The organism is Actinacidiphila yanglinensis, assembly GCF_900107965.1.
GTDB classification, from domain to species: Bacteria; Actinomycetota; Actinomycetes; order Streptomycetales; family Streptomycetaceae; genus Actinacidiphila; species Actinacidiphila yanglinensis.
This window is the reverse complement of record NZ_FNVU01000018.1, coordinates 1-18,424: the sequence shown is the minus strand read 5'-3', so window position 1 is coordinate 18,424 and position 18,424 is coordinate 1. Positions and strand designations below refer to the sequence as shown.

General features: G+C 71.6%; 20 protein-coding genes and 1 pseudogene. 11 read left to right on the top strand and 10 right to left on the bottom strand.

From position 1 onward, the window contains the following. The first annotated feature begins 167 nt into the window (after window positions 1–167). On the top strand, window positions 168–1,157 hold the full coding sequence (locus tag C4U44_RS30605; RefSeq protein WP_322973703.1) for a helix-turn-helix domain-containing protein: 990 nt from the start codon (window positions 168–170) through the stop codon (window positions 1,155–1,157). 50 nt (window positions 1,158–1,207) lie between these two features. On the opposite strand, the gene C4U44_RS30600 is transcribed toward C4U44_RS30605, so the two are convergent. Together C4U44_RS30600 and C4U44_RS30595 are read right to left on the bottom strand one after the other, a co-directional pair. Then, window positions 1,208–1,537 (bottom strand): hypothetical protein, encoded by a 330-nt coding sequence (locus C4U44_RS30600; protein ID WP_103889303.1) that lies wholly within the window; start codon window positions 1,535–1,537, stop codon window positions 1,208–1,210. Window positions 1,538–1,755: 218 nt separating this feature from the next. Beyond that, window positions 1,756–2,154 carry a winged helix-turn-helix transcriptional regulator gene (locus tag C4U44_RS30595; protein WP_103889302.1) on the bottom strand — a complete coding sequence of 133 codons (399 nt, stop codon included), beginning with the start codon at window positions 2,152–2,154 and terminating at the stop codon, window positions 1,756–1,758. Between the two features lie 206 nt (window positions 2,155–2,360). Between C4U44_RS30595 and C4U44_RS30590 the strand changes: the two genes are divergently transcribed. After that, window positions 2,361–3,092: an alpha/beta hydrolase gene (locus C4U44_RS30590; RefSeq protein WP_103889301.1), complete on the top strand. Its 732-nt coding sequence runs from the start codon at window positions 2,361–2,363 to the stop codon at window positions 3,090–3,092. Window positions 3,093–3,102: 10 nt separating this feature from the next. Further along, complete coding sequence (locus C4U44_RS30585) at window positions 3,103–3,981, top strand: aminoglycoside phosphotransferase family protein (RefSeq protein ID WP_235032470.1); 879 nt, start codon at window positions 3,103–3,105, stop codon at window positions 3,979–3,981. A gap of 141 nt (window positions 3,982–4,122) precedes the next feature. Here C4U44_RS30585 and C4U44_RS30580 read toward each other — a convergent pair whose 3' ends face one another. After that, window positions 4,123–4,962, bottom strand: coding sequence for an SDR family oxidoreductase (locus C4U44_RS30580; protein ID WP_103889300.1), 840 nt, complete (start codon window positions 4,960–4,962; stop codon window positions 4,123–4,125). Between the two features lie 93 nt (window positions 4,963–5,055). Between C4U44_RS30580 and C4U44_RS30575 the strand changes: the two genes are divergently transcribed. The 4 genes from C4U44_RS30575 to C4U44_RS30560 all read left to right on the top strand — a co-directional run bounded on the left by C4U44_RS30575 (window position 5,056) and on the right by C4U44_RS30560 (window position 7,164). Continuing rightward, window positions 5,056–5,427 carry a winged helix-turn-helix transcriptional regulator gene (locus C4U44_RS30575; protein ID WP_103889299.1) on the top strand — a complete coding sequence of 124 codons (372 nt, stop codon included), beginning with the start codon at window positions 5,056–5,058 and terminating at the stop codon, window positions 5,425–5,427. A gap of 374 nt (window positions 5,428–5,801) precedes the next feature. Next, window positions 5,802–6,302: a hypothetical protein gene (locus tag C4U44_RS30570; RefSeq protein WP_103889298.1), complete on the top strand. Its 501-nt coding sequence runs from the start codon at window positions 5,802–5,804 to the stop codon at window positions 6,300–6,302. Between the two features lie 22 nt (window positions 6,303–6,324). Continuing rightward, a complete protein-coding gene (locus C4U44_RS30565; RefSeq protein ID WP_103889297.1) occupies window positions 6,325–6,756 on the top strand; it encodes a hypothetical protein in 432 nt (143 codons plus the stop codon). Window positions 6,757–6,792: 36 nt separating this feature from the next. Then, window positions 6,793–7,164, top strand: coding sequence for a tetratricopeptide repeat protein (locus tag C4U44_RS30560; RefSeq protein WP_103889296.1), 372 nt, complete (start codon window positions 6,793–6,795; stop codon window positions 7,162–7,164). Window positions 7,165–7,263: 99 nt separating this feature from the next. Here the strand turns inward: C4U44_RS30560 and C4U44_RS30555 are convergent, their stop codons facing one another. After that, window positions 7,264–7,725, bottom strand: a complete 462-nt coding sequence (locus tag C4U44_RS30555) for a GNAT family N-acetyltransferase (protein ID WP_103889435.1) — start codon at window positions 7,723–7,725, stop codon at window positions 7,264–7,266. Window positions 7,726–8,205: 480 nt separating this feature from the next. On the opposite strand from C4U44_RS30555, the gene C4U44_RS30550 reads away from it, so the two are divergent. The 3 genes and pseudogenes from C4U44_RS30550 to C4U44_RS42880 all read left to right on the top strand — a co-directional run. Continuing rightward, window positions 8,206–9,753 carry a molybdopterin-dependent oxidoreductase gene (locus tag C4U44_RS30550; protein WP_235032469.1) on the top strand — a complete coding sequence of 516 codons (1,548 nt, stop codon included), beginning with the start codon at window positions 8,206–8,208 and terminating at the stop codon, window positions 9,751–9,753. Between the two features lie 124 nt (window positions 9,754–9,877). Beyond that, complete coding sequence (locus tag C4U44_RS30545) at window positions 9,878–10,420, top strand: COG4315 family predicted lipoprotein (protein WP_103889294.1); 543 nt, start codon at window positions 9,878–9,880, stop codon at window positions 10,418–10,420. Between the two features lie 330 nt (window positions 10,421–10,750). Next, a pseudogene (locus C4U44_RS42880) lies at window positions 10,751–11,084 on the top strand (transposase); the annotation flags it as partial. Here the strand turns inward: C4U44_RS42880 and C4U44_RS30535 are convergent. Next, on the bottom strand, window positions 11,076–11,564 hold the full coding sequence (locus C4U44_RS30535; RefSeq protein ID WP_146088392.1) for a DUF5959 family protein: 489 nt from the start codon (window positions 11,562–11,564) through the stop codon (window positions 11,076–11,078). The pseudogene C4U44_RS42880 and the gene C4U44_RS30535 overlap by 9 nt on opposite strands. 19 nt (window positions 11,565–11,583) lie before the next feature. Then, complete coding sequence (add, locus tag C4U44_RS30530) at window positions 11,584–12,573, bottom strand: adenosine deaminase (protein WP_103889292.1); 990 nt, start codon at window positions 12,571–12,573, stop codon at window positions 11,584–11,586. Between the two features lie 157 nt (window positions 12,574–12,730). Here add and C4U44_RS30525 point away from each other — a divergent pair, with 157 nt between their 5' ends. Further along, window positions 12,731–13,555: an alpha/beta hydrolase gene (locus C4U44_RS30525; protein ID WP_103889291.1), complete on the top strand. Its 825-nt coding sequence runs from the start codon at window positions 12,731–12,733 to the stop codon at window positions 13,553–13,555. Between the two features lie 85 nt (window positions 13,556–13,640). Here C4U44_RS30525 and C4U44_RS30520 read toward each other — a convergent pair whose 3' ends face one another. The 4 genes from C4U44_RS30520 to C4U44_RS30505 form a co-directional block, all read right to left on the bottom strand. Beyond that, a complete protein-coding gene (locus C4U44_RS30520; protein ID WP_103889290.1) occupies window positions 13,641–15,029 on the bottom strand; it encodes a serine/threonine-protein kinase in 1,389 nt (462 codons plus the stop codon). Window positions 15,030–15,305: 276 nt separating this feature from the next. Further along, a complete protein-coding gene (locus C4U44_RS30515; protein ID WP_103889289.1) occupies window positions 15,306–16,925 on the bottom strand; it encodes a phytoene desaturase family protein in 1,620 nt (539 codons plus the stop codon). Window positions 16,926–17,010: 85 nt separating this feature from the next. Beyond that, window positions 17,011–17,481, bottom strand: a complete 471-nt coding sequence (locus tag C4U44_RS30510; protein ID WP_103889288.1) for an SRPBCC family protein — start codon at window positions 17,479–17,481, stop codon at window positions 17,011–17,013. 214 nt (window positions 17,482–17,695) lie between these two features. Continuing rightward, a partial coding sequence (locus tag C4U44_RS30505) for a PP2C family protein-serine/threonine phosphatase (RefSeq protein ID WP_146088391.1) occupies window positions 17,696–18,424 on the bottom strand: 729 nt, incomplete at its 5' end.

Below are 18,424 nucleotides of genomic sequence, written 5' to 3'. Positions count from 1 at the left end.
GGGCGCGGACCCGCCTGGATGAATGGGGGGACGGACGACCGTCGAGCCGCGCGACCCGCAGGCTCGTACGGTCACGGTCACGGTCACGGTCACGGTCACGTGTACGGGTACGGGTGTACGGGCACGGCACGGCGTGGGGCCGGCACGAAGGGGGCAGCTTGATCCGGGTGGAGTTCACGGCGGACGACCTCGTACGCACCCGCCACCTGCCCGAGCCGGCACCGCTGGTCGAGCTGAAACTGTCCCTGATGATGCTGCGCCGGCCGGACAGCACCGTGCTCTTCGGCCGCTGGCGGCGCCGCCTGGCACGGTCCTTGCCGGTCGCCGCCCGGCCGCTGTTCGACCTGGTCCTGCCCTACCAGGGGCCGGCGTTCATCGATCCGCCCAGCGGCAGCCTCGCCGAAGGGCTCGAAGCCGTCCGGACCTCGCCCGCCACGCTCGTACGGCTCGGCGTCGAGCAGCGGACCGCCGTCGGTGCCGCACCCGCCCCGCGATGGCTGCGCGGCCTGCTGGACGACGACGCCGAGGCGTGGGACCTGCTGTGCGAGGCGCTGAGCGCGGCGTACGAGGCCACGCTCGGCCCGGTCTGGCCCGAGGTGGAGCGGCGGCACCGCGCCGAGTTCGCCCGGTACGCGCTCGCCACCGCCGAGACCGGACTGGCCGCGGGGCTGACGCAACTCGTTCCCGGGGCGTGCTTCCAGGACGGTGTCTGGGAGGTGCCGGCGCCCTTCGACCGCCGGGTCCGGCTGGGCGGACGCGGCCTCACGCTGCTGCCCACGTTCCACTGGACCGCGACCCCGGTCCTCGCCGACGTGCCGGACCGCCCGGTGCTGCTGGCCTACCCGGCCGGTCCCGGCACCCCGCTGCCCGCGGTGGCCGCGGGCGGGCCCGCCCAGGACCCCCTGGCCGGGGTCCTGGGCGCCACCCGGGCCAGGGTCCTGCTGCTGCTCGGCGAGGAGCACACCACCTCCGGCGTCGCCCGGCGGCTCGGGGTGAGCGTGGCCGCCGCCTCGACCCACGCCGCGGCGCTGCGCGGGGCGGGCCTGATCGCCAGCAGGCGGGACGGCCGCGCGGTGCGGCATCACCGCACCGCGCTCGGCACCCTGCTCACCCGCTCGGGCCGGCTCCCCGATACGGCTTCCTGCCCCGGCGGTTGAGCCGGGCACGCGACGACCGCCGGGGGCGCGCCCCCGCGCCTGCCTCCGGCCTACAGCGGGCCGATGTAGCAGGACACGATGTACCCGGACACGTGGGTCCTGTTGTCGGTGATGTGCGCCCACGCGTACGTGTCCTTGATGCCGTTGCCGCAGTCCGCGACCCAGTCGCCGATCACGTAGGTGTCGATCGTCATGCCGTCGCCCGGGTTGCCCTCGCCGTTCGCGGCCGAGCCGAGCGTCGCCGCCTTGTGGATGCGGACGCCGGTGGAGTTGAAGTCGCTCTGCGTGGACGCCGAGGCGCTGGAACCGGACAGGCCGAGGGTGGTGGCGGCCAGGGCGGCCACCGCGCACGCCGTGGCGGCGGTGCGAATCTTGCGCATGGTTGTTCCTCCCGTTGGTGGTCCGTGCCGTCGACCGGCGACCGAGGAACGGCCGACCGGCTGGGCACGCCACCGAGCCTGTGCCACACCCGGCACACGGGGCACGGGTTCAGGCCCAGCCGGAAAGGCTTGCGCACGGCCCGCCCGCCGTGCACCGGGTGCCCGCGGGGTGGCGGGACGCGTGATCGGTGCGGCGCGTAGCGGGAACCCGGCCCTGCTCAGGAGGATGCCGACGGCTCCGCGCGGGTGTCGTAGGCGGTGCGGGCGTCGTCGATCCGCGCCAGGTGCGCGATGCTCCACTCGAGGAGGGGCGCGGTGGCCTCGCGCAGGGTGATGCCCATCGCGGTGAGCTCGTAACTGACGTGCGGTGGCATCACGTTGTGGACGGTGCGGGTCAGGATGCCGTCACGCTCCAGGCTGCGCAGCGTCACGGTGAGCATGCGCTGGCTGATCCCGTCGATGCCCTTCTTGAGTTCGGTGAACCGGCGCGGCCCGTTCCTGAGATTGCGGACGACCAGCAGCGACCACTTGTCCCCGACGATGTCGAGTACGACCCGGGTCCGGCACGCGACACTGGGCTCCGCCGGCTGCGGGGGATCGCCGTGCTTGGCATCCATGGTTACCTCCAGTGAACCGGGGCACAGAAAAGTGCCTTATTGCCTGCGGCGCTCGGGTGGACGAGCCTGTTCCTGGTACGGAAAAGGTACCGAGGCACGAATGGTAACCGCTGGCCGCTACCAGCGGCCGGGCGTGGCCGTGCCTCTGCTTCAGCTCCTGCTTCTGCTCCTCATCCTGATCCTGAGCAAGGAAGATCGGTTCACTCATGTCCACATTTGTTCTGGTGCACGGTGCTTGGCACAGCGGACGCTGCTGGGAGCGGGTGGTGCCGCTGCTGGCGGCCGCCGGCCACAGGGTGTACGCGCCGTCGCTGACCGGCTACGGCGACAAGGCACACCTGCTGGGCCCTGACGTAGGGCTCGACACCCACGTCGACGACGTGGTCGGGTTGATCACCGAGGAGGACCTGCGTGACGTTGTACTCGTCGGCCACAGCTACGCGGGGCTGGTGATCTCCTCCGCGGCCAATCGGATCCCGGAGCGCGTCGCGCACCTGGTCTACCTCGACGCCATGGTCCCGGAGGACGGCGAGTCCGCCGTCGACGTCCAGCCCGTGACCCGGCAACTGATCGCGCACGCCGAGAAGTCCGGGAGCGGCTGGCGGGTGCCGCCGATGCCCGAACAACCGGCGCCCTTCGGTCTGTTCGGCGTGACGGACCCGGCGGACGTCGCCTGGCTGCGCGGAATGCTCTCCGACCAGCCGGTGCGCTGCCTGCAGCAGGCGGTACGGATGGACAACCCGGCCCTGCGGGCGATCCCGCGCACGCACATCCACAACGTGGGCGCCATGCCGGAGGGCGTCATGCGTCGCCCCGTCCCCCCGATCCAGCCCAACGGCACGCCCGCACAGGTCCGGGAGCTGCCGACCGGCCACGACTGCATGATCACGATGCCGGCCGAGCTCAGTGGACTGCTCCTCAAGATCGGTGCGGCGTAGGGTTCTCGCTGTGACGGTTCAGGGCATGCCCGCGGCGGAGGTCCCGGTCTCCGTCGAGCTGGTGCGACGTCTGCTCGGTGAGCAGCACCCCGACCTGGCGGACCTGCCGGTCGAGGTGCTCGCCAACGGCTGGGACAACCTGGTGTGCCGGCTCGGCGAGGAGCTCCTCGTCCGTTTGCCGCGGCGCGCCGTGGCCGCCGAACTCGTCGCGCACGAGCAGCGGTGGTTGCCCGAACTGGTCGGCCGCCTGCCGCTGCCCGTGCCGGCGCCGGTACGGGTCGGGCGGCCGACGGCTCAATACCCTTGGTCCTGGAGTGTCGTGCCGTTCCTCCCGGGCCGGATCGCGGCGCGAGCCGAGCCCTACGACCCCTGGGCGGCCGCGGCGGCGCTGGGCGGTTTCCTGGACGCGCTGCACGTCCCGGCTCCTCCGGCGGCTCCCGTCAACGCGTTCCGCGGGATCCCGCTGGCCGGACGTGCCGAGGGGGTGCTGGCCGGGCTGGCGCAGATCGATCCGGCCGACCGTGCGACCGCGCTGCGGGTCTGGGGGACGGCTGCGGCCACGCCTGCCTGGGACGGTCCGGCGGTGTGGCTGCACGGGGACCTGCACCCGGCCAACATCCTGGTCGACCGCGGCCGGATCAGCGCGGTGATCGACTTCGGTGACATCACGTCGGGTGATCCCGCCGCGGACCTGTCCGTGGCCTGGATGCTGTTCACGGCCGAGCAGCGTGCCGCCCTGCGCGAGGCGTACGGCCGCGCGGACGACGCGACCTGGGGTCGGGCCCGCGGGTGGGCACTCGTGCTGTCGCTGGTGTTCCTGACGCACTCGGCGGACAACCCGCTGATGCGCGGCATCGGAGAGCGCGCGTTCCGCGCGGTGCTGGAGTAGCGGTCGAACACGCGGGCGCCGCACGGAGGTCGAGCCCGGCTCGTCCGTGTCGGCGTCCATCGCCGGCTGAGGGTTCACCTTGGCCGCCTCGTGCGATCGCGGTCGCACGAGGCGGTCAGGGTGCTCCGGTTGAGCGGTGCCTCAGCGGAAAGCGGCGAGGTTGCGGGTGACCCAGCTGCTGAAGTGGCGCGGGGCGCGGCCGAGGACGCGTTCCACGTCCGGGCTGATCCGCAGTTCGGCCGGGTTCGGGGCGGAGATGATGTCCAGGGTGTCGTCGGCGAGTTCGATCGGAACGAACCGGGTCATCATGGACCGGGCCTCGTCGCGGGTGAGTTCGTGGAACCGGACGGGCGAGTCCAGCGCGCCGGCGATCACCTTCGCCTGCTCGCGCGGCGTGATGACCTCCGGCCCGGTCAGCTCGTACACCCCGCCGGCGTGCCGGTCGTCCAGCAGGCAGGCCGCCGCGACCTCGGCGATGTCCGCCGGGTCGACGACCGGCACGCCCACGTCTCCGAAGGGCGCGGCGACCGTCCCCTGCGTGCGGACGGACTCCGCCCAGGCAAAGGCGTTGGAGGCGAAGCCGCCCGGTCGCAGCACGGCCCAGTCCACACCGGACTCCCGCAACGCGTCCTCCACCGCGCGCATCGCGACCCGCGACGGGCCGAGCGGCCTGGTCGCCACACCCTGCGACGACAGCAGGACGACCCGGGGGACCCCACGGGCCGCGGCGAGGCCGATGATGTCGGCCGGCCTGGCATCGGGGGCGTGCAGGTCGCCGGACAGCAGGAGGAACAGTGCCTTCGCCCCGTCCAACGCGGGGGCGAGGCCCGCCGGTTCGGCCAGGTCGGCAGCCACGTGCCGGACCCCCTCCGGCATCGCCACCGCGTGCCGCGACACGGCCGTCACCTGCTCGCCCGCCTCGGCCAGTGCCTGCGTCAAAGGTCGGCCCACGTTCCCGGTGGCCCCGGTGACCACGATCATGTTCAGCTCCTCGTCAGTTGTTCTCAACGGCAACTGACAGTAGGAAGCAGGGCTTACTTTTCGTAAGAACATACCCAGAGGTAAGCTCCGGACATGACGGAAGGCGCGCAGTTGACGCAGGCCGAGGCGAGCCCTCGGTATGACGTGTTTCACACCGACTGCCCCGCCCGTGACATGGTCGACCACGTCACCAGCCGGTGGGGGATCTGGGTGCTGATCTCCTTGCGGAGCAACGACCTTCGCTTCTACGAGCTGCGCAACAGCATCCAGGGCATCAGCGAGAAGATGCTCGCGCAGACCCTCCGCGCGCTGGTCGAGGACGGCCTTGTCTGGCGCGAGGTCGAGCCGACGACACCACCCCAGGTCACGTACGGGCTCTCCGAGTTCGGCCGGGACGTCAGCGAGCCCCTGACGGACCTGTTCGACCGCATCACCCGCAGCCTCCCGCCACGCGGCGACGGATAACGCGGAAGTGGTCGGCCGCGAAGGCCATTTCAGCGTGACCTGGTGATCTGTGGTGGCCTCCGCCATGTGAAGCTCGGCATTCCTCAGCGCCTTGGCGCCCGTCAGCGGCAGCCGCGTCGAGGTCGTCGACGGCGACGGCGACGTTGTCCATCGTCCATCCGCAGAAGAGTCACGCCCCGAGCGTGACGACTCGGTGCGTGCGAGCACGGGTTCGGCCGGGCATGTCGACGCAGCCCGCCGGTCGAGCGGACCGCCTCGTCCTCCTTGGCCTGTGCGGCCCGCCTGTGGGGGCGCTGAATACCCCAACCCCCGTTCTTGGGAAAGCCGTTTCTTTTCTCGTGTGACAGCGCCCCGGGGGCGGTAGAACCCGAGGTGTGACCGTCCTCTCCTGCGCCAAGTGCGGGACCGCGCTCACCGGGGACCTGGTGGCGCTCGAGGCCGTTCCGGCGGTCGACGACCCGGATCGGGGGCGGGACAAGCGCACCGGTCTCGCTCGCTCCACCGTCCCCCGCGCGCACTATGCCGTCGACCCGGACCCGTGGGGAGCCCCGTTCGTGGCCGCCCCTGCCTCCGGTCGCCGTACCCCCAGCGATGGGCGGGAGTTGTTGCGGATCGACTCCCACGGGAGCGTGTCCGCCGGGTGGCAGAACAGCTTCGTCGTCCACCCTGACGATGTTCTGCCACGCCTCGAACCCTTCACGCGGGGGTACAACTGGCTCGGGTGCTGCGGCCCGACCGGCGCGCACGGCCCCAACCTGGCCTGCCGCTGCGGTTCGCGCCTGGCCACCTTGGCCGCCGATTGCATGGGCCCCCACGAACTCCACCTCGACCGCGTCCGTATCCACGCCTGGCACCAGGCCGCGAATCAGAGGTGATCCGTGCGCATAGGGTGTCCGCATGCCGCTGAGCCACATAGCCCTCTCGTCCGGCCGTTCGATCGAGCTCACCGAGCTGCGGATGTCCTCGACCTACGGGGGGATGTTGGAGGGCTACCCGTGCAAGCCCATCAATGACATGAGGGTCAGTGGCCTCCAGCGGCAGGCGGAACGTGCGTTTCCCTCCGTGCCGGTTCATCTGGTTCGGCCCTCCTGCGACTACCCGGACGAGACCGCCGGCGCCTTCGGCCCTGTCGAGGTGCTGCCTTTCGTGGCCTGCATCGGTGTCTTCGGCTCGAATCCGGTCGCCTCTGAGCTCGACCCGGTACTGCACCGTTCCACCCTCGGCGTGGTCTGGTTCCAGACGGTCCTGGATGTCCCGTCGGGTGAGGACGCCGACCTTGGGCTGCGCAGCATCCGCTGGGAGGAACTGGCCCAGGACCACGAGCTCTAGGGACGGGTGCTGATCACGCCCGCTCGTTGACACGAACTGGCCTTCGCCCTGGGCGACCTGGAACAGGCCGCCGCCGCCTTTGAAAGCGCCCTCCACCTGGACCCGGCCAACTGGTCCCTGTACCTGGACCTTGCCGACGTGCGGGCCGCGCAGGGCGACTTCGCCGCAGCGGTGACCCTCGCCGAACGGGGACTGGAGCACGAGCCGCACGAAGTCTCCCTGCGCGCGGCCCGGGCGGCCTGTCGCACGCGCCTGTCCGGTTCGTCCGACGACCTGCAGACCCGGATCGGATTGGCGCCGCAGCTCACGAACGCTTCCTACCGGGACGTCCTGATCGGCTACGCCTGCGAGGGTCCTGGGCTTCCGCCGGGACTCGTGGCCCGGGCCCGGCGTCTCAACAATCCCTGAACGTGGGCGGACGCGGGTTCACCCCGGGGACTTGCATCACACCGCCGAAGCACTGGAGTGGGCCGGACGCATCCTCAGCGCTTGACCGACCGCAGTGCGCTACAAGATGAACTTCATTCGCGGGGCCGCTGTCAGTGTGAAGCCGAGCTTGTCGTACAGGCGCTGACCTTCCGCTGTGGCACTCAGGTCAATGCGGTCGGCATCAATGGACCTGGCCCAATTCAGCACGTCGAGAACAAGTGCCGTCCCATAGCCGTGTCCGCGGTGTTCGGTCATGGTGATGACGTTCGCGAGGCGCACAGAGCGTCCCTTGGTGCACTGGGGGTTCGGCACGCCGAGTTCGAGAGTGCCGATCGCCGTGGCGACGACCACCCCATCGACCTCGATCACCGGGAAGCGAGCATCGTCCCGATCGTCCACGAAGCGGGCGAACCACTTGGCTGCGTGGCTCCTCCACGGCCCCTCCCGGTCCGCGTCCTCGTCGAACAGCAGCCCCCAAAGCCGGAGCAACGCGGCGCTGTCTTGTGCGGTCGCGGTACGAAGGTGGCCGTTGTGCGTCATCTTCACGTCGCGATCGTTGCATGGGCCGCTTTCCCGGTGCAGCCTCTTTCGCCGAGGGGCTCGGCCGTCCCGCCTTTGGCTCGGATCGCGGGTTGGCAGGTGAGCCAGCCGGTCACCTGCCGCACGGTCGGTGACCGCGGCGGTGCGGTGGACAGAGCCCCGCGCAAGGCAGAGACGTGGTCGGCCCTCTCGTCGAGACCTCGGTAGACGAACTAGTGAGTCCTCCTGCTACTCTCGCAGGAGACCGAACGGTCGTTCTTGGTGGATCGCGTATGAAGCCCAGACGGCCCGGGCCCGTACTCCCGCTCGGCCGCTGGCGACAGTTCCGCATCAACCCGGCCCGGCTCTCCCGGGTCGGGCGGCAACCCTCACGGAGGACGCATGAGTGAACAACGGTCCGGCGGTGCGCAGGGAAGGGCCGCGGACGGGTCGGCCGCGGATCCCGAAGGAGGAGGCGGGCAGCGCGAGTCGGGTCCCGCCATGACCAAGAAGCGCCTGGCCGCTCTCGGCGGGCGGATCGCGCGTGGGGCGCTGGTCGGTCTGGTGGCCGGCGGCGCGGGGCTCGCGGTGGGGGAGTTGGTCGCGGTGGCCACCGGAGAGGCGTCCTCGCCGGTGGTGGCGGCGGGGGACTGGGCGATCAGCATCACGCCCACGTGGCTCGAGCAGTTCGCGATACGCAACTTCGGCAGCAACGACAAGTCGGTGCTGCTCGGCGGTGTGTACGCGACGCTCGCGGTGGGGGCCGCCGCCGACGGCGTGCTCGCCCGCAGCAGGCTGACCACAGCGAGCTTCCTGACCGCGGCATTCGGCGTGGTCGGCGCGATCGCCGCGGTCACGCGACCGGCCGCGCACACGAACTGGCTGCTTCCCTCGCTGCTCGCCGGGCTCGTCGCAGCTTTGGTGCTGCGCCGGTTGACGACTTTGTCCCTGAGGGAGTCGGCGCCTTCCGCCGAGTCGAGCGAGCGGCGCCGCTTCGTGCTCGGCACGCTCGGCACGGCCGCGGGCGCGCTGGTGGCCGGCTACGGCGGCGACGCGTGGATCAAAGCGCGTTACAACGTCTCGGCGGCCCGCGCGAAGGTGGTGCTGCCGACCCCGAAGGCCGTGCTGCCCGAACCGCCCGCCTCGGTGCACCCGAACGTGGCGGGTCTCCGGTCGTTCTTCACTCCGAACTCCGAGTTCTACCGGGTGGACACAGCGTTGACCCTCCCGCAAGTCGACCCGGACGACTGGAAGTTGACGATCCACGGCATGGTGGACCGCCCGTTCGAGATCACCTTCGACGAGCTGCTCTCGTACGCCTTCGAGGAGCACGACATGACCTTGACGTGCGTGTCGAATCCCGTGGGCGGGCCGTACATGGGCAATGCGCGCTGGCTCGGCACGCCGCTGGCCCCGCTCCTCCGTCGCGCCGGCGTCCACTCCGGGGCGGACATGATCCTGTCCACCTCGACCGACGGGATGACGATCGGCTCGCCGGTCGAAGCGGTGCTCGACGGCCGGGAGGCGATGCTGGCGATCGCGATGAACGGCGAGGCGCTGCCCGTCAAGCACGGCTTCCCCTGCCGGATGCTGATCCCGGGGCTGTACGGATACGTGTCGGCCACCAAGTGGCTGACCGATCTCCACCTCACCACGTTCGCCTCCTCCGACGCGTACTGGACGCCGCGCGGGTATTCGCCGGAGGCCCCGGTCAAGACCGCGTCCCGGATCGACGTGCCGGCGAGCGGGGCGACGGTGCCCGCCGGGACAGTGGTGCTCGCCGGCACGGCCTGGGCCACCCACCGGGGCATCGCGGCGGTGGAGGTGCGGATCGACAACGGGGCATGGCGGGAGGCGACGTTGGCGACGTCGGACACCCCGGACACCTGGCGGCAATGGTCGTACCAGTGGGTGGACGCGCCCAAGGGCTCGCACGCGGTCAAGGTGCGCGCGACCGACGGCACCGGCGCGGTGCAGACCTCGGCCGTCCAAGGCGTGGTGCCGAACGGCGCCACCGGCTACCACGGCATCACCGTCCGGGTTTCTTGACCGGCCCTGCTGGTACAGAACGTTCGGTCTTGACCTCGTGTCAGACCTCCATTAGATTCCGACTGTAACGAACGCTACATACGTGGACCGGGCAAGCCGGTCCGCATGGCGAATAAGGATGGTCATGCTCCGAAGGACTTCACTGCGCGCGCTGGGCTTCGGTATCTCCCTCGCCGCCACGGCAACGCTCGTGGCGGCATGCAGTAGCTCGTCCGACACCCCGTCGACCGCCGATTCGACGAAATCCTCGGCTTCGACGAAGGCCCCGGCGGCAGCGCCGAGTTCGACCGCCTCAGGCGCGACGCTGGTCCTGAAGACCGCGAAGGGCAGCGCCGGCATCTGGCTCACCGACCCGGCCGGGCGAACGCTCTACTCGTACACCAAGGACAAGGGAACGACGTCCGACTGCTACGACGCGTGCGCCAAGGAGTGGCCGCCGCTCACCACGACGGAAACGGTCACCGTGACCGGCAAGTACACCGTCCCGAGCGATCTGGGCAGCATCACCCGGACCGACGGCACGAAGCAGGTCACCTACGGGGGCCACCCGCTCTACTACTACAAGGGCGACGCCGCCCCCAACCAGATCAAGGGGCAGGGCGCCGGCGGCACGCATTTCCTCATCGGCCCGATCGCCAACATCATGAACGGCACCAAGCCGCAATAGTCGTGGCCTCATTCCGGCGGGCGGGTGGGCCGTCGTGCGGACGTCATGTCGGGAGGGAGATGGCCTCTCCGACGGCGGTGATCAGCTGGAAGGGCCACTCGGGATCGGCCTGACCGATGGCCAATGCGACCCACCGGCCCGAGGACCGCGGGTGCCGCACTCGCATGTCGCCGGCGACTCCGCACAGGAATCCCGACGGCTCGGGGGCCACAACGTCGGGGTCGTCGTGGTCGAACCCGGGATACGGCGCCAGGTCGACGGACTCGGGTTCACCCCAGCGTCCGGTCAGAACCGCCGACGATGTCGCGAGTTCGGCGTCGATCTCCTGCTCCGCGGCTCGAAGCGGTGCCGCCGGTACGCGGCAAGCGCGGCCGCCCCAGGCGTGGTCCGAGCATCGTGCTCGGCGACCGCGGCTACGACCACGACAAGTACCGGCGCCTCGTCCGGGCCCTCGGTGTGAAGCCGGTGATCGTCCGGCGCGGCGCCGAGCACGGCTCCGGGCTCGGTACTCAACGCTGGGTCGTGGAGCGTGCGTTCGCTCATCTGCACTGATTCCGCCGACCGCGGATCCGCTGGGAGATCCGCGACGACATCCACGAAGCCTTCCTTCCTCACCCTCGGCTGTGCGCTCATCTGCTGGCGGCGGCTCGTTTCCCTACCCTGACAGCATCGGGACCCAGTAGCTCATCACCTGGTGCAGACGCTGGCGGTGGTCCGCAATCCAGTCGTCCGGTGGGACGAGCGGGACCCGCACGGTGACCATCGATCCGCCCTCGTCCTCCACGACCACCTCCGGACAGTCACGCTCGCCGGTGAGCTGGACAAAGATAGACGGCCCGCTGCTCATCTCCATCCAGGCGATGTCTTCGCCGGCGTCGAGCCGGTCCAGCGCGTCGGCCCAGCTCTCCAGCCTCGAAACGTACAACGCCAGGTCGATACGGCCTGACACGAAGGGCGTCTTGACGACGATCTCGGCGTCGAGTCCGGCGGTCCACCTGGGATCACGTCCCAGAACGTTGACCGTGACGCTGTTCCCCTCGTCATCAGCGAGGGAGATCAGCTCCCTCGGGGGACCGTCGCCCATAGCTGCCCTTCCGTCTGCGATGAGAGACAGATCCTCGCCTGATCGGAGGGCGACTTCCACCTCATTTTGGTACCGGTTCTCAGTCGGGGGAGTTCAGCCAGTCGGCGATGCGCGTGACCGAGTCCTCCACTGTGGCGCGTGGGGCGCCGGAGGATTCGACCGAGGTGAGGGCTATCGCGGCGAGTTGAGGGTCGGTGAGGGCGAAGGTGGTGCGGGCCGTTTCGTACTCGTCCAGCAGGCCGGGGCCGAACGGGAGGGGGTCGTCGGCGTTGAGGGTGCACCGGATGCCACCTTGCAGCAGAAGAGGGAGGGGGTGGACGGACAGGGATTTCACGACGCCGAGGGCTGCGTTGGAGGTGGGGCAGACGTCGAGGACCACGCCTTCCGCAGCCAGGCGGACGACCAGGGCCAGGTCCTCAATCGCCCGCACGCCGTGAGCGATCCGTCGCGCGCCGAGCACGTCAAATGCGGCGCGCACGCTTGCCGGCCCGGCGAGTTCCCCTGCGTGCCGGGCGGGGATCAGCCCGGCATCACGGGCGATGGTGAATGCGTGGGCAAACGGCTCGGGGGCATATTGGGCCTCGTCTCCGGTCAGGCCGAAGGAGACCACTCCGTTGCCGGCCCGCTGGGACGCGAGACGGGCGGTCCGGGCTGCTTCCGACGGATCCGCGTTACGCCGGGCGTACAGCAGGACGCCGAAACCGATACCCAGCCGTGCGGCAGCGTGGCGACCCTCGTCGATCACCGTGTCCAGCAGGTCGAGCGCGGCACCCGGATCATCCTCGTAGGTCAGGGGGTTCACCTGCGGCTCGATCCATACCGCTCCGTCTGCGGCGGCGTCCTCGACGACTCCGCGCACCAGCCGCAGAAGGTTCTCCCGCGGGCCGTTGCGTACCAGCCGGGCGGCAACGCGATACATGGACATGAAGTCCTCGAACGACGTGAAGCCGCCTGAGTCCGGCGGTTGTTCGCCGTGCTCGCCCGTGAGTTCCGCAAGCGTGGCGGGGCGCATCGCGCCTTCGAGATGGAGATGAAGATGCGCCTTCGGCAGACAGGCCAGGCTTCGCATGGCGCATCAGTCTATGGCGACCCCCATGACGGGCGTTCGGAGATGCGACGAGTCCCCCAGGCGGGAGAGAACGTTCGGTCTTGCATTCTTGGGTGAGGTCGTGTCAGACTGCGAGGGAAAGAACGATCGTTCTCCCCGATTTCAAGATGAGGTTACCGTGACCCGTCCCGCTATCCGTCGATCCGCGCTCGTTGCCGCCGCCCTCGCGGCCGTAGCAGCCGTCTGCGTCCCGACCGCCGATGCCGCCGGGAAGCACTCGTCGCCCGAGCCCAAACCGACCGTCGTCTTCGTGCACGGGGCGTTCGCCGACTCCTCCGGGTGGTACGGGGCGATGGACGGGTTGCGCAAGGACGGCTATCCGGTCCGTGCCGCGAACAACCCGTTGCGCGGCCTCCCCAGTGACTCCGCCTACGTCCGGGACTTCCTCGACAGCATCAAGGGGCCGATCATCCTGGTCGGCCACTCGTACGGAGGGGAGGTCATCACCAACGCGGCCGCGGGCGACCCGAACGTCAAGGCGCTGGTCTACGTGGCGGCCTCGGTACCCGACGTCGGTGAGTCGCTGGCCGATCTGACCGCTCACAAGGTCGACCATCCCGCGGCCGCCCTGCCCTTGCAGGAGGTGAACTTCACCAAGCCGGACGGCACCCAGGGCACCGACGTCTACATCGACCGGGCCAAGTTTCGCCAGGTCTTCGCCGCGGACGTCGATCCGGCCGAGGCCACCGACATGGCGGACGCGCAGGAGCCCATCGACCTGGCGGCCCTCAACCAGCCCGCCACGGCGGCCGCGTGGCGGACCATTCCCTCCTGGTACCTGGTCGCCAAGCAGGATCAGGCGATCAGCCCGGACCTCGAGCGCTGGATGGCCGAGCGCGCCGGATCGCACACCGTCGAGATCAACTCCTCGCACGCCGTCATGGTCGGCCACCCCACGGCGGTCAAGAACCTGGTCGAGCAGGCGGACCGCGGCACCAACTGACGTACCGCCGTCAGCCGGGCCGGGGGACTGACCTCTCCCCGGCCCGCGCGGGCGACACGCCGCCGGTGCCGCACGGCAACGGGCGCTACGCGCCTTGATCGCCGTCGGCGGGTGGGGTGGTGGCCGTCGAGGTGGGGGTGGGCTTCGTCGGTGTCGGGTCCGCCGTCGGACCCGTGGCGCCGTGTGTCGGCGTGGTCCGGGGCGCGGTGCTGTGGGGCGCCGAGGTCGGCGCGGCCGACGCGGGAGCGGACCGGTGGCCGTGCACCGGCGACGTCGCACCGGCGGAGGCCGGCGTACCGGGCGTGGTGTGTCGCTTTGCTGCGGCCGCGCCCGGCGCCCGCGGCCGGCCGGGGGCTGCGGCACCGGCGGCAGGAGCCGAGGCGGCAGCGGAGGGCGGCGCGGAGCCGGCGTCCTGGCTCGGCAACGTCTGCGAGGGCCGGGGAGGGGCGTGGTCGTCGGAGAGGGGGGAGGCGAACGCGAACGCGGCGGCGGCGATCGCAGCGACCGCCGTGACCGCGCCGGCGGCGGACGCCTTGCGGCGGACGGGAGTTCGCTTGGGTGCCCCTGGGGACGGCGCCGGCTCGCCGGTCCCGGGATGCGCCGAGGCGGGGTGGACCGGGGGCGCGGCGGCGGGGAGGCCCAGCGTGGCGGCCGGTATCTCCTCCTGCCAGGCGCCGTTGGTGAACCAGTCGGCCACGTCCTGTGCGGTGGGGCGTAGTTCGGGCTGCTTGGCGAGCATCCTCAGCAGGTAGGCGTCCATCTCCGGCGGGGTCTGCGGGCGCAGCCGCCGTGGCGGTACGGGGTCCTCCTCGACGTGCTGGCGCAGCACGGCGACGGGGTGCTCGCCGGTGAACGGGGGGCGGCCGGTGAGGAGTTCGTACAGCGAGCAGCCGAGGCCGTAGATGTCGGCGGGGCTGCCGGCACTCCAGCCCATGGCCGCCTCCGGGGACAGGTAGAGGCTCGTCCCGAGGACAGTGCCGGGTCGGGTGGCCGCCGCGGTGGTCTCGTCGCCGCCGCCCCGGGCGATGCCGAAGTCCGCGATCTTCACCGAACCGTCCTCGTCCACCAGCAGGTTGGACGGCTTGATGTCCCGGTGGACCACTCCGCGCTGATGGGCCGCGGCCAGCCCCGCGCCGGTCTGCGCGGCGACCTCGGCAACCCGGGCAGGCGCCAACGGCCCCTCCTCGCGCAGTTCCTGGGCCAGGCTGCGGCCCGGGACCAGCTCCATCACCAGGAAGCAGCACCCGTCCGCCGTGCCGACGTCGTACACGCTCACCGCATGCGGGTCGCTGAGCCGGGCGGCGGTGCGCGCCTCGTGCCGGAGGCGGGCGACCGCGTCCTCGGCGGCCGGGGAGGATCCGGCCAGTACCTTGACGGCCACCGGCCGGTGCAGCCGGAGATCCCAGGCGCGCCACACCTCGCCCATTCCACCGCGTCCGAGCATCGTGTCGAGCCGGTAGCGATCGGTCAGCATCACAACGACGGACTCCTTGGCGCGTCGAGGGCCAGCCGCCGTGACTGGACCGGGGAGTGCTGCCGCCCGGCGGTGTTGCCGCGACCGGGAGGGGCCTTGCTCCGACCTGTCCCGGTCGTCCGCATTCGCGGCACAGGGGGCCGTACGGAAACGGCCCGTGATCGCTCACCGGCTACCCCTCCCGGGCCGCATAAACGTGGAAGTCGCGCGGGACACGGCCGGCGCGGTGCGGTACTCGGCCTCGGTGGGCAGCGCATGCCACGTCGCCCGGTGCGCTCACGTCCTGGTGGCCGGGCGGCGGCTCAGGGCGCGTTGGGTGGCCCTGCCGATCCTGCGGGTGGTGGCGCTGTGCAGGGCGGCGCGGGCGGCGTTGGCGCCCGGGGCGCCGTGGACGCCGCCGCCCGGGTGGGCGGACGACGAGGCGAGGTACAGGCCCCGGACCGGGGTGTCGGGGCGGCCGCTGCCGGGGGTGGGACGGAAGAAGAGCTGCTGGTGGAGGGCAGTGGTGCCGCCGTTGATCGCGCCGCCGTCGAGATTGGCGTCCATGCGCTGGAGCGTGGTCGGGGCGAGGATGCGGCGGTCGCGGATCCGGTCGCGGAAACCGGGGGCGTACTGCTCGACGCGGGCTTCGACGCGGTCGGCCATGGCTTCCTGCTCTCGGCGGTCCCAGATGCCGGTGATGGCGTCGTCGCCGGCGTCCGCGCCGACCCGCTGCGGGACATGGGTGTAGGCCCAGGCGGATTCGGTGCCCTCGGGGGAACGGGTGGGGTCGGCGGTGGTCATCTGCCCGAGCAGGGCGAACGGCCGGTCGGGGACATGCCGGGTGGCGATCTGCGCGGCGAAGCGGGTCAGGTCGTCCACGCTGTCGGCGAGATGCACGGTGCCCGCGGCGGCGGCCTGCCCGGCGGTCCAGGGAACCGGGCCGTCGAGCGCCCAGTCCACCTTGATCGTGGAGAAGTCCCACTGGAATCCCCGCCGCAGGTCTTCGAGCAGCTGTGCCGGAAGGTGCTCGGCGGCGACCAGTCGGGTGAACAGCGCAGGGGCGGACACGTCCGCGAGGACGGCGCGGCGGGCCCGGACGGCGTCACCGCTCGCGGTGCGCACCCCCAGCGCGCGGCCGCCGCGTACGACGACCTCCGTGACGCGTTCGCCGCACCGCACGCTGCCGCCCTTCCGCTCCAGGCGGCTGACCAGTGCCGCGGTGAGGGCGGAGGCACCGCCGACCGGTACGGGGAAGCCGTAGGTCTGGGCCAGCATGGCCATCAGCCAGCCGAACCCGCCGCTGATCGCGGATTCGGGGGACAGGTCGGCGTGCAGCGCGTTGCCGGCCAGCAACAGCCGGCCGCCCTCCCCGTCGAAGCGCTCCTCGCCGAGCCGGCGGGCCGGAAGCAGCATGGTGCGGGCCAGCCGCAGCCCGCCGGCCGCCCGGACGTCGGCGAGCAGCCGCAGACCGGAGCGGACCGGCGGGAACGGCGTGAACAGGCACCCGAGCAGATCGTCGCCGACCTGATCCCAGAGGCCGTGAAGCTCCCGCCAGGCGTCACCGTCCCCCGGCGCGAACGCCTCCAGGCTCGCCGCGGTGGTGTCCAGGTCGCGGTCCAGGACGGCGCAGCGGCCGTCCGGCAGTGGGTGGGCGAGCACGCTGGGCGCGTGGCTCCAGCGCAGACCCTCGTCCTCCAGCCGTAGGGCGTTCAGGACCGGGGAGGCGGCGGCCAGCGGGTAGAACGCGCTGAAGACGTCGCTGACGAACGCGGGGTCCACCCCGCGGTCGCTGCGCACCGCGCCACCGGGTGTCTCCTGCTCCTCCAGGACCTCGACGTCCCAGCCCGCGTCGGCCAGCACGTTCGCGGCGACCAGGCCGTTCGGTCCCGCTCCGATCACCACGGCGTCGGCCATGAGGGACTCCTGACTTCTCCGTTCGGCGCGTGCCGCCTGCCGGCGAGGGGTTCCGCGAGGCCGTCAACGATCGGACGAGGCCGGATCAGGAGTGCGGCTGCCCCGGCGCAGGCCCGCGCGGGGCGGACCGCTCCACCACGTTCGCCAGCCGCTTGAGCATGCTGCGGTGCCTGATCTGGATGAACGCGTCCACGGCGACGTTGTGCAGGGAGCCGGCCGCGCCCCGGAGCGGGTGCTCGTCGACGATGACGAGGCTGTCCTGCTCGCCCCAGGGCCGGACCTCCACGGCGATCCTGGCGGTACCGAGCACCCCGCTGTCCGCCTCCAGTTCCAGCAGATGCGGTGCCTCGCTGCGGCGGACGACGGTGCGCCCGTCACCCTTCCACGGACCCAGCACCACCCGGTACCTGAGGTCCGAACCGACCCGCGGCCAGTCGCCCCGGCCGGGCGCGGAGCCGGCCACCCCGACCACCCACTCGGGGTAGCGCGCCGGCTCGGCGAGCACGGTCCAGACCTGCTGCGGAGACCGCTCGATCAGCTGGTGCCGTACCGCCATCACCCCTCCAAGGGGAGTCGTCCCACGTGAACAGGCCGAGGATCGCCAAGCGTCTGTCCAGCATAGGAAGGCCCTTCCGCCTCGGCACCCCGGGCGCCCCGCGCCCTCCCGGCGGGTGCAAACGGCGTCAACGGCTGATCCGGCATCGGGCCGGCCCATGGTGCCGCAGGGCGGCGGGTACCCGCAGGCTCCAGGCACGCACGGGAGAGGGAGTTCAGGGCACTCGGACCGCCAGCAGCGCGATGTCGTCGTCCGCGTCGGCGCCCAGGTCGTGCAGGAGCTGCTCGACGAGGGTGGCGACCGATTCCCCGGCCCGGGAGGCAGCCTCCCGCCGCAGACGGGTCATGCCGCGGTCCAGGACCTCACCGCGGCGCTCGACGAGCCCGTCGGTGTAGAGCAGGAGCGTGGATCCCGGGGGCAGCGGGGTCCGCTCGTCGGCGCGGGGGTGGTCGGTGCTCACCCCGAGCGGCAGGCCGCCGGCCGTCTCGAGGAAGCGGCTCTCGCCGTCGGCGTCGATGAGCAGCGGGGGAGGGTGCCCGGCCCGGGACCACTCCACGACCCACGGGCCGCCCGGTTCGCCCTTGAGCAGGGCGTACACGCAGGTGGCGGTGGTCGACGGGTGCAGGGTGTGGTTCGCGCGGTCCAGCCGGCCCAGGATCTTGCCGGCCGGCTCCTGCCGGTCGCAGGCGATCCCGCGCAGCATGTTGCGCAGCTGGCTCATCGTCACGGTGGCCTGCAGGTCGTGGCCGGTGACGTCGCCGATGATGAGCGCGATGTCGCCCTGCGGCAGCACGAAGCAGTCGTACCAGTCGCCGCCCACCTCGGCGGTCGTCTGCGAGGGTTCGTACCCCGCCGCGAGCCCGAGCGGCGCGATGTCGGGCAGCGACGGGAGCAGGGAGCGCTGGAGCCGCTCGGCGATGCGCTGGGTCTCGCGGTGCAGGCG

Excerpts from the sequence above, each read along its gene's own strand:
- C4U44_RS30580 (WP_103889300.1), bottom strand. The coding sequence starts at position 4,962 with ATGATCGTGGTCACCGGGGCCACCGGGAACGTGGGCCGACCTTTGACG.
- C4U44_RS30520 (WP_103889290.1), bottom strand. The coding sequence starts at position 15,029 with ATGCTGACCGATCGCTACCGGCTCGACACGATGCTCGGACGCGGTGGA.
- C4U44_RS30550 (WP_235032469.1), top strand. The coding sequence starts at position 8,206 with ATGACCAAGAAGCGCCTGGCCGCTCTCGGCGGGCGGATCGCGCGTGGG.
- C4U44_RS30590 (WP_103889301.1), top strand. The coding sequence starts at position 2,361 with ATGTCCACATTTGTTCTGGTGCACGGTGCTTGGCACAGCGGACGCTGC.
- C4U44_RS30515 (WP_103889289.1), bottom strand. The coding sequence starts at position 16,925 with ATGGCCGACGCCGTGGTGATCGGAGCGGGACCGAACGGCCTGGTCGCC.
- C4U44_RS30600 (WP_103889303.1), bottom strand. The coding sequence starts at position 1,537 with ATGCGCAAGATTCGCACCGCCGCCACGGCGTGCGCGGTGGCCGCCCTG.
- C4U44_RS30510 (WP_103889288.1), bottom strand. The coding sequence starts at position 17,481 with ATGGCGGTACGGCACCAGCTGATCGAGCGGTCTCCGCAGCAGGTCTGG.
- add (WP_103889292.1), bottom strand. The coding sequence starts at position 12,573 with ATGCGAAGCCTGGCCTGTCTGCCGAAGGCGCATCTTCATCTCCATCTC.
- C4U44_RS30565 (WP_103889297.1), top strand. The coding sequence starts at position 6,325 with ATGCCGCTGAGCCACATAGCCCTCTCGTCCGGCCGTTCGATCGAGCTC.
- C4U44_RS30575 (WP_103889299.1), top strand. The coding sequence starts at position 5,056 with ATGACGGAAGGCGCGCAGTTGACGCAGGCCGAGGCGAGCCCTCGGTAT.
- C4U44_RS30545 (WP_103889294.1), top strand. The coding sequence starts at position 9,878 with ATGCTCCGAAGGACTTCACTGCGCGCGCTGGGCTTCGGTATCTCCCTC.
- C4U44_RS30595 (WP_103889302.1), bottom strand. The coding sequence starts at position 2,154 with ATGGATGCCAAGCACGGCGATCCCCCGCAGCCGGCGGAGCCCAGTGTC.
- C4U44_RS30555 (WP_103889435.1), bottom strand. The coding sequence starts at position 7,725 with ATGACGCACAACGGCCACCTTCGTACCGCGACCGCACAAGACAGCGCC.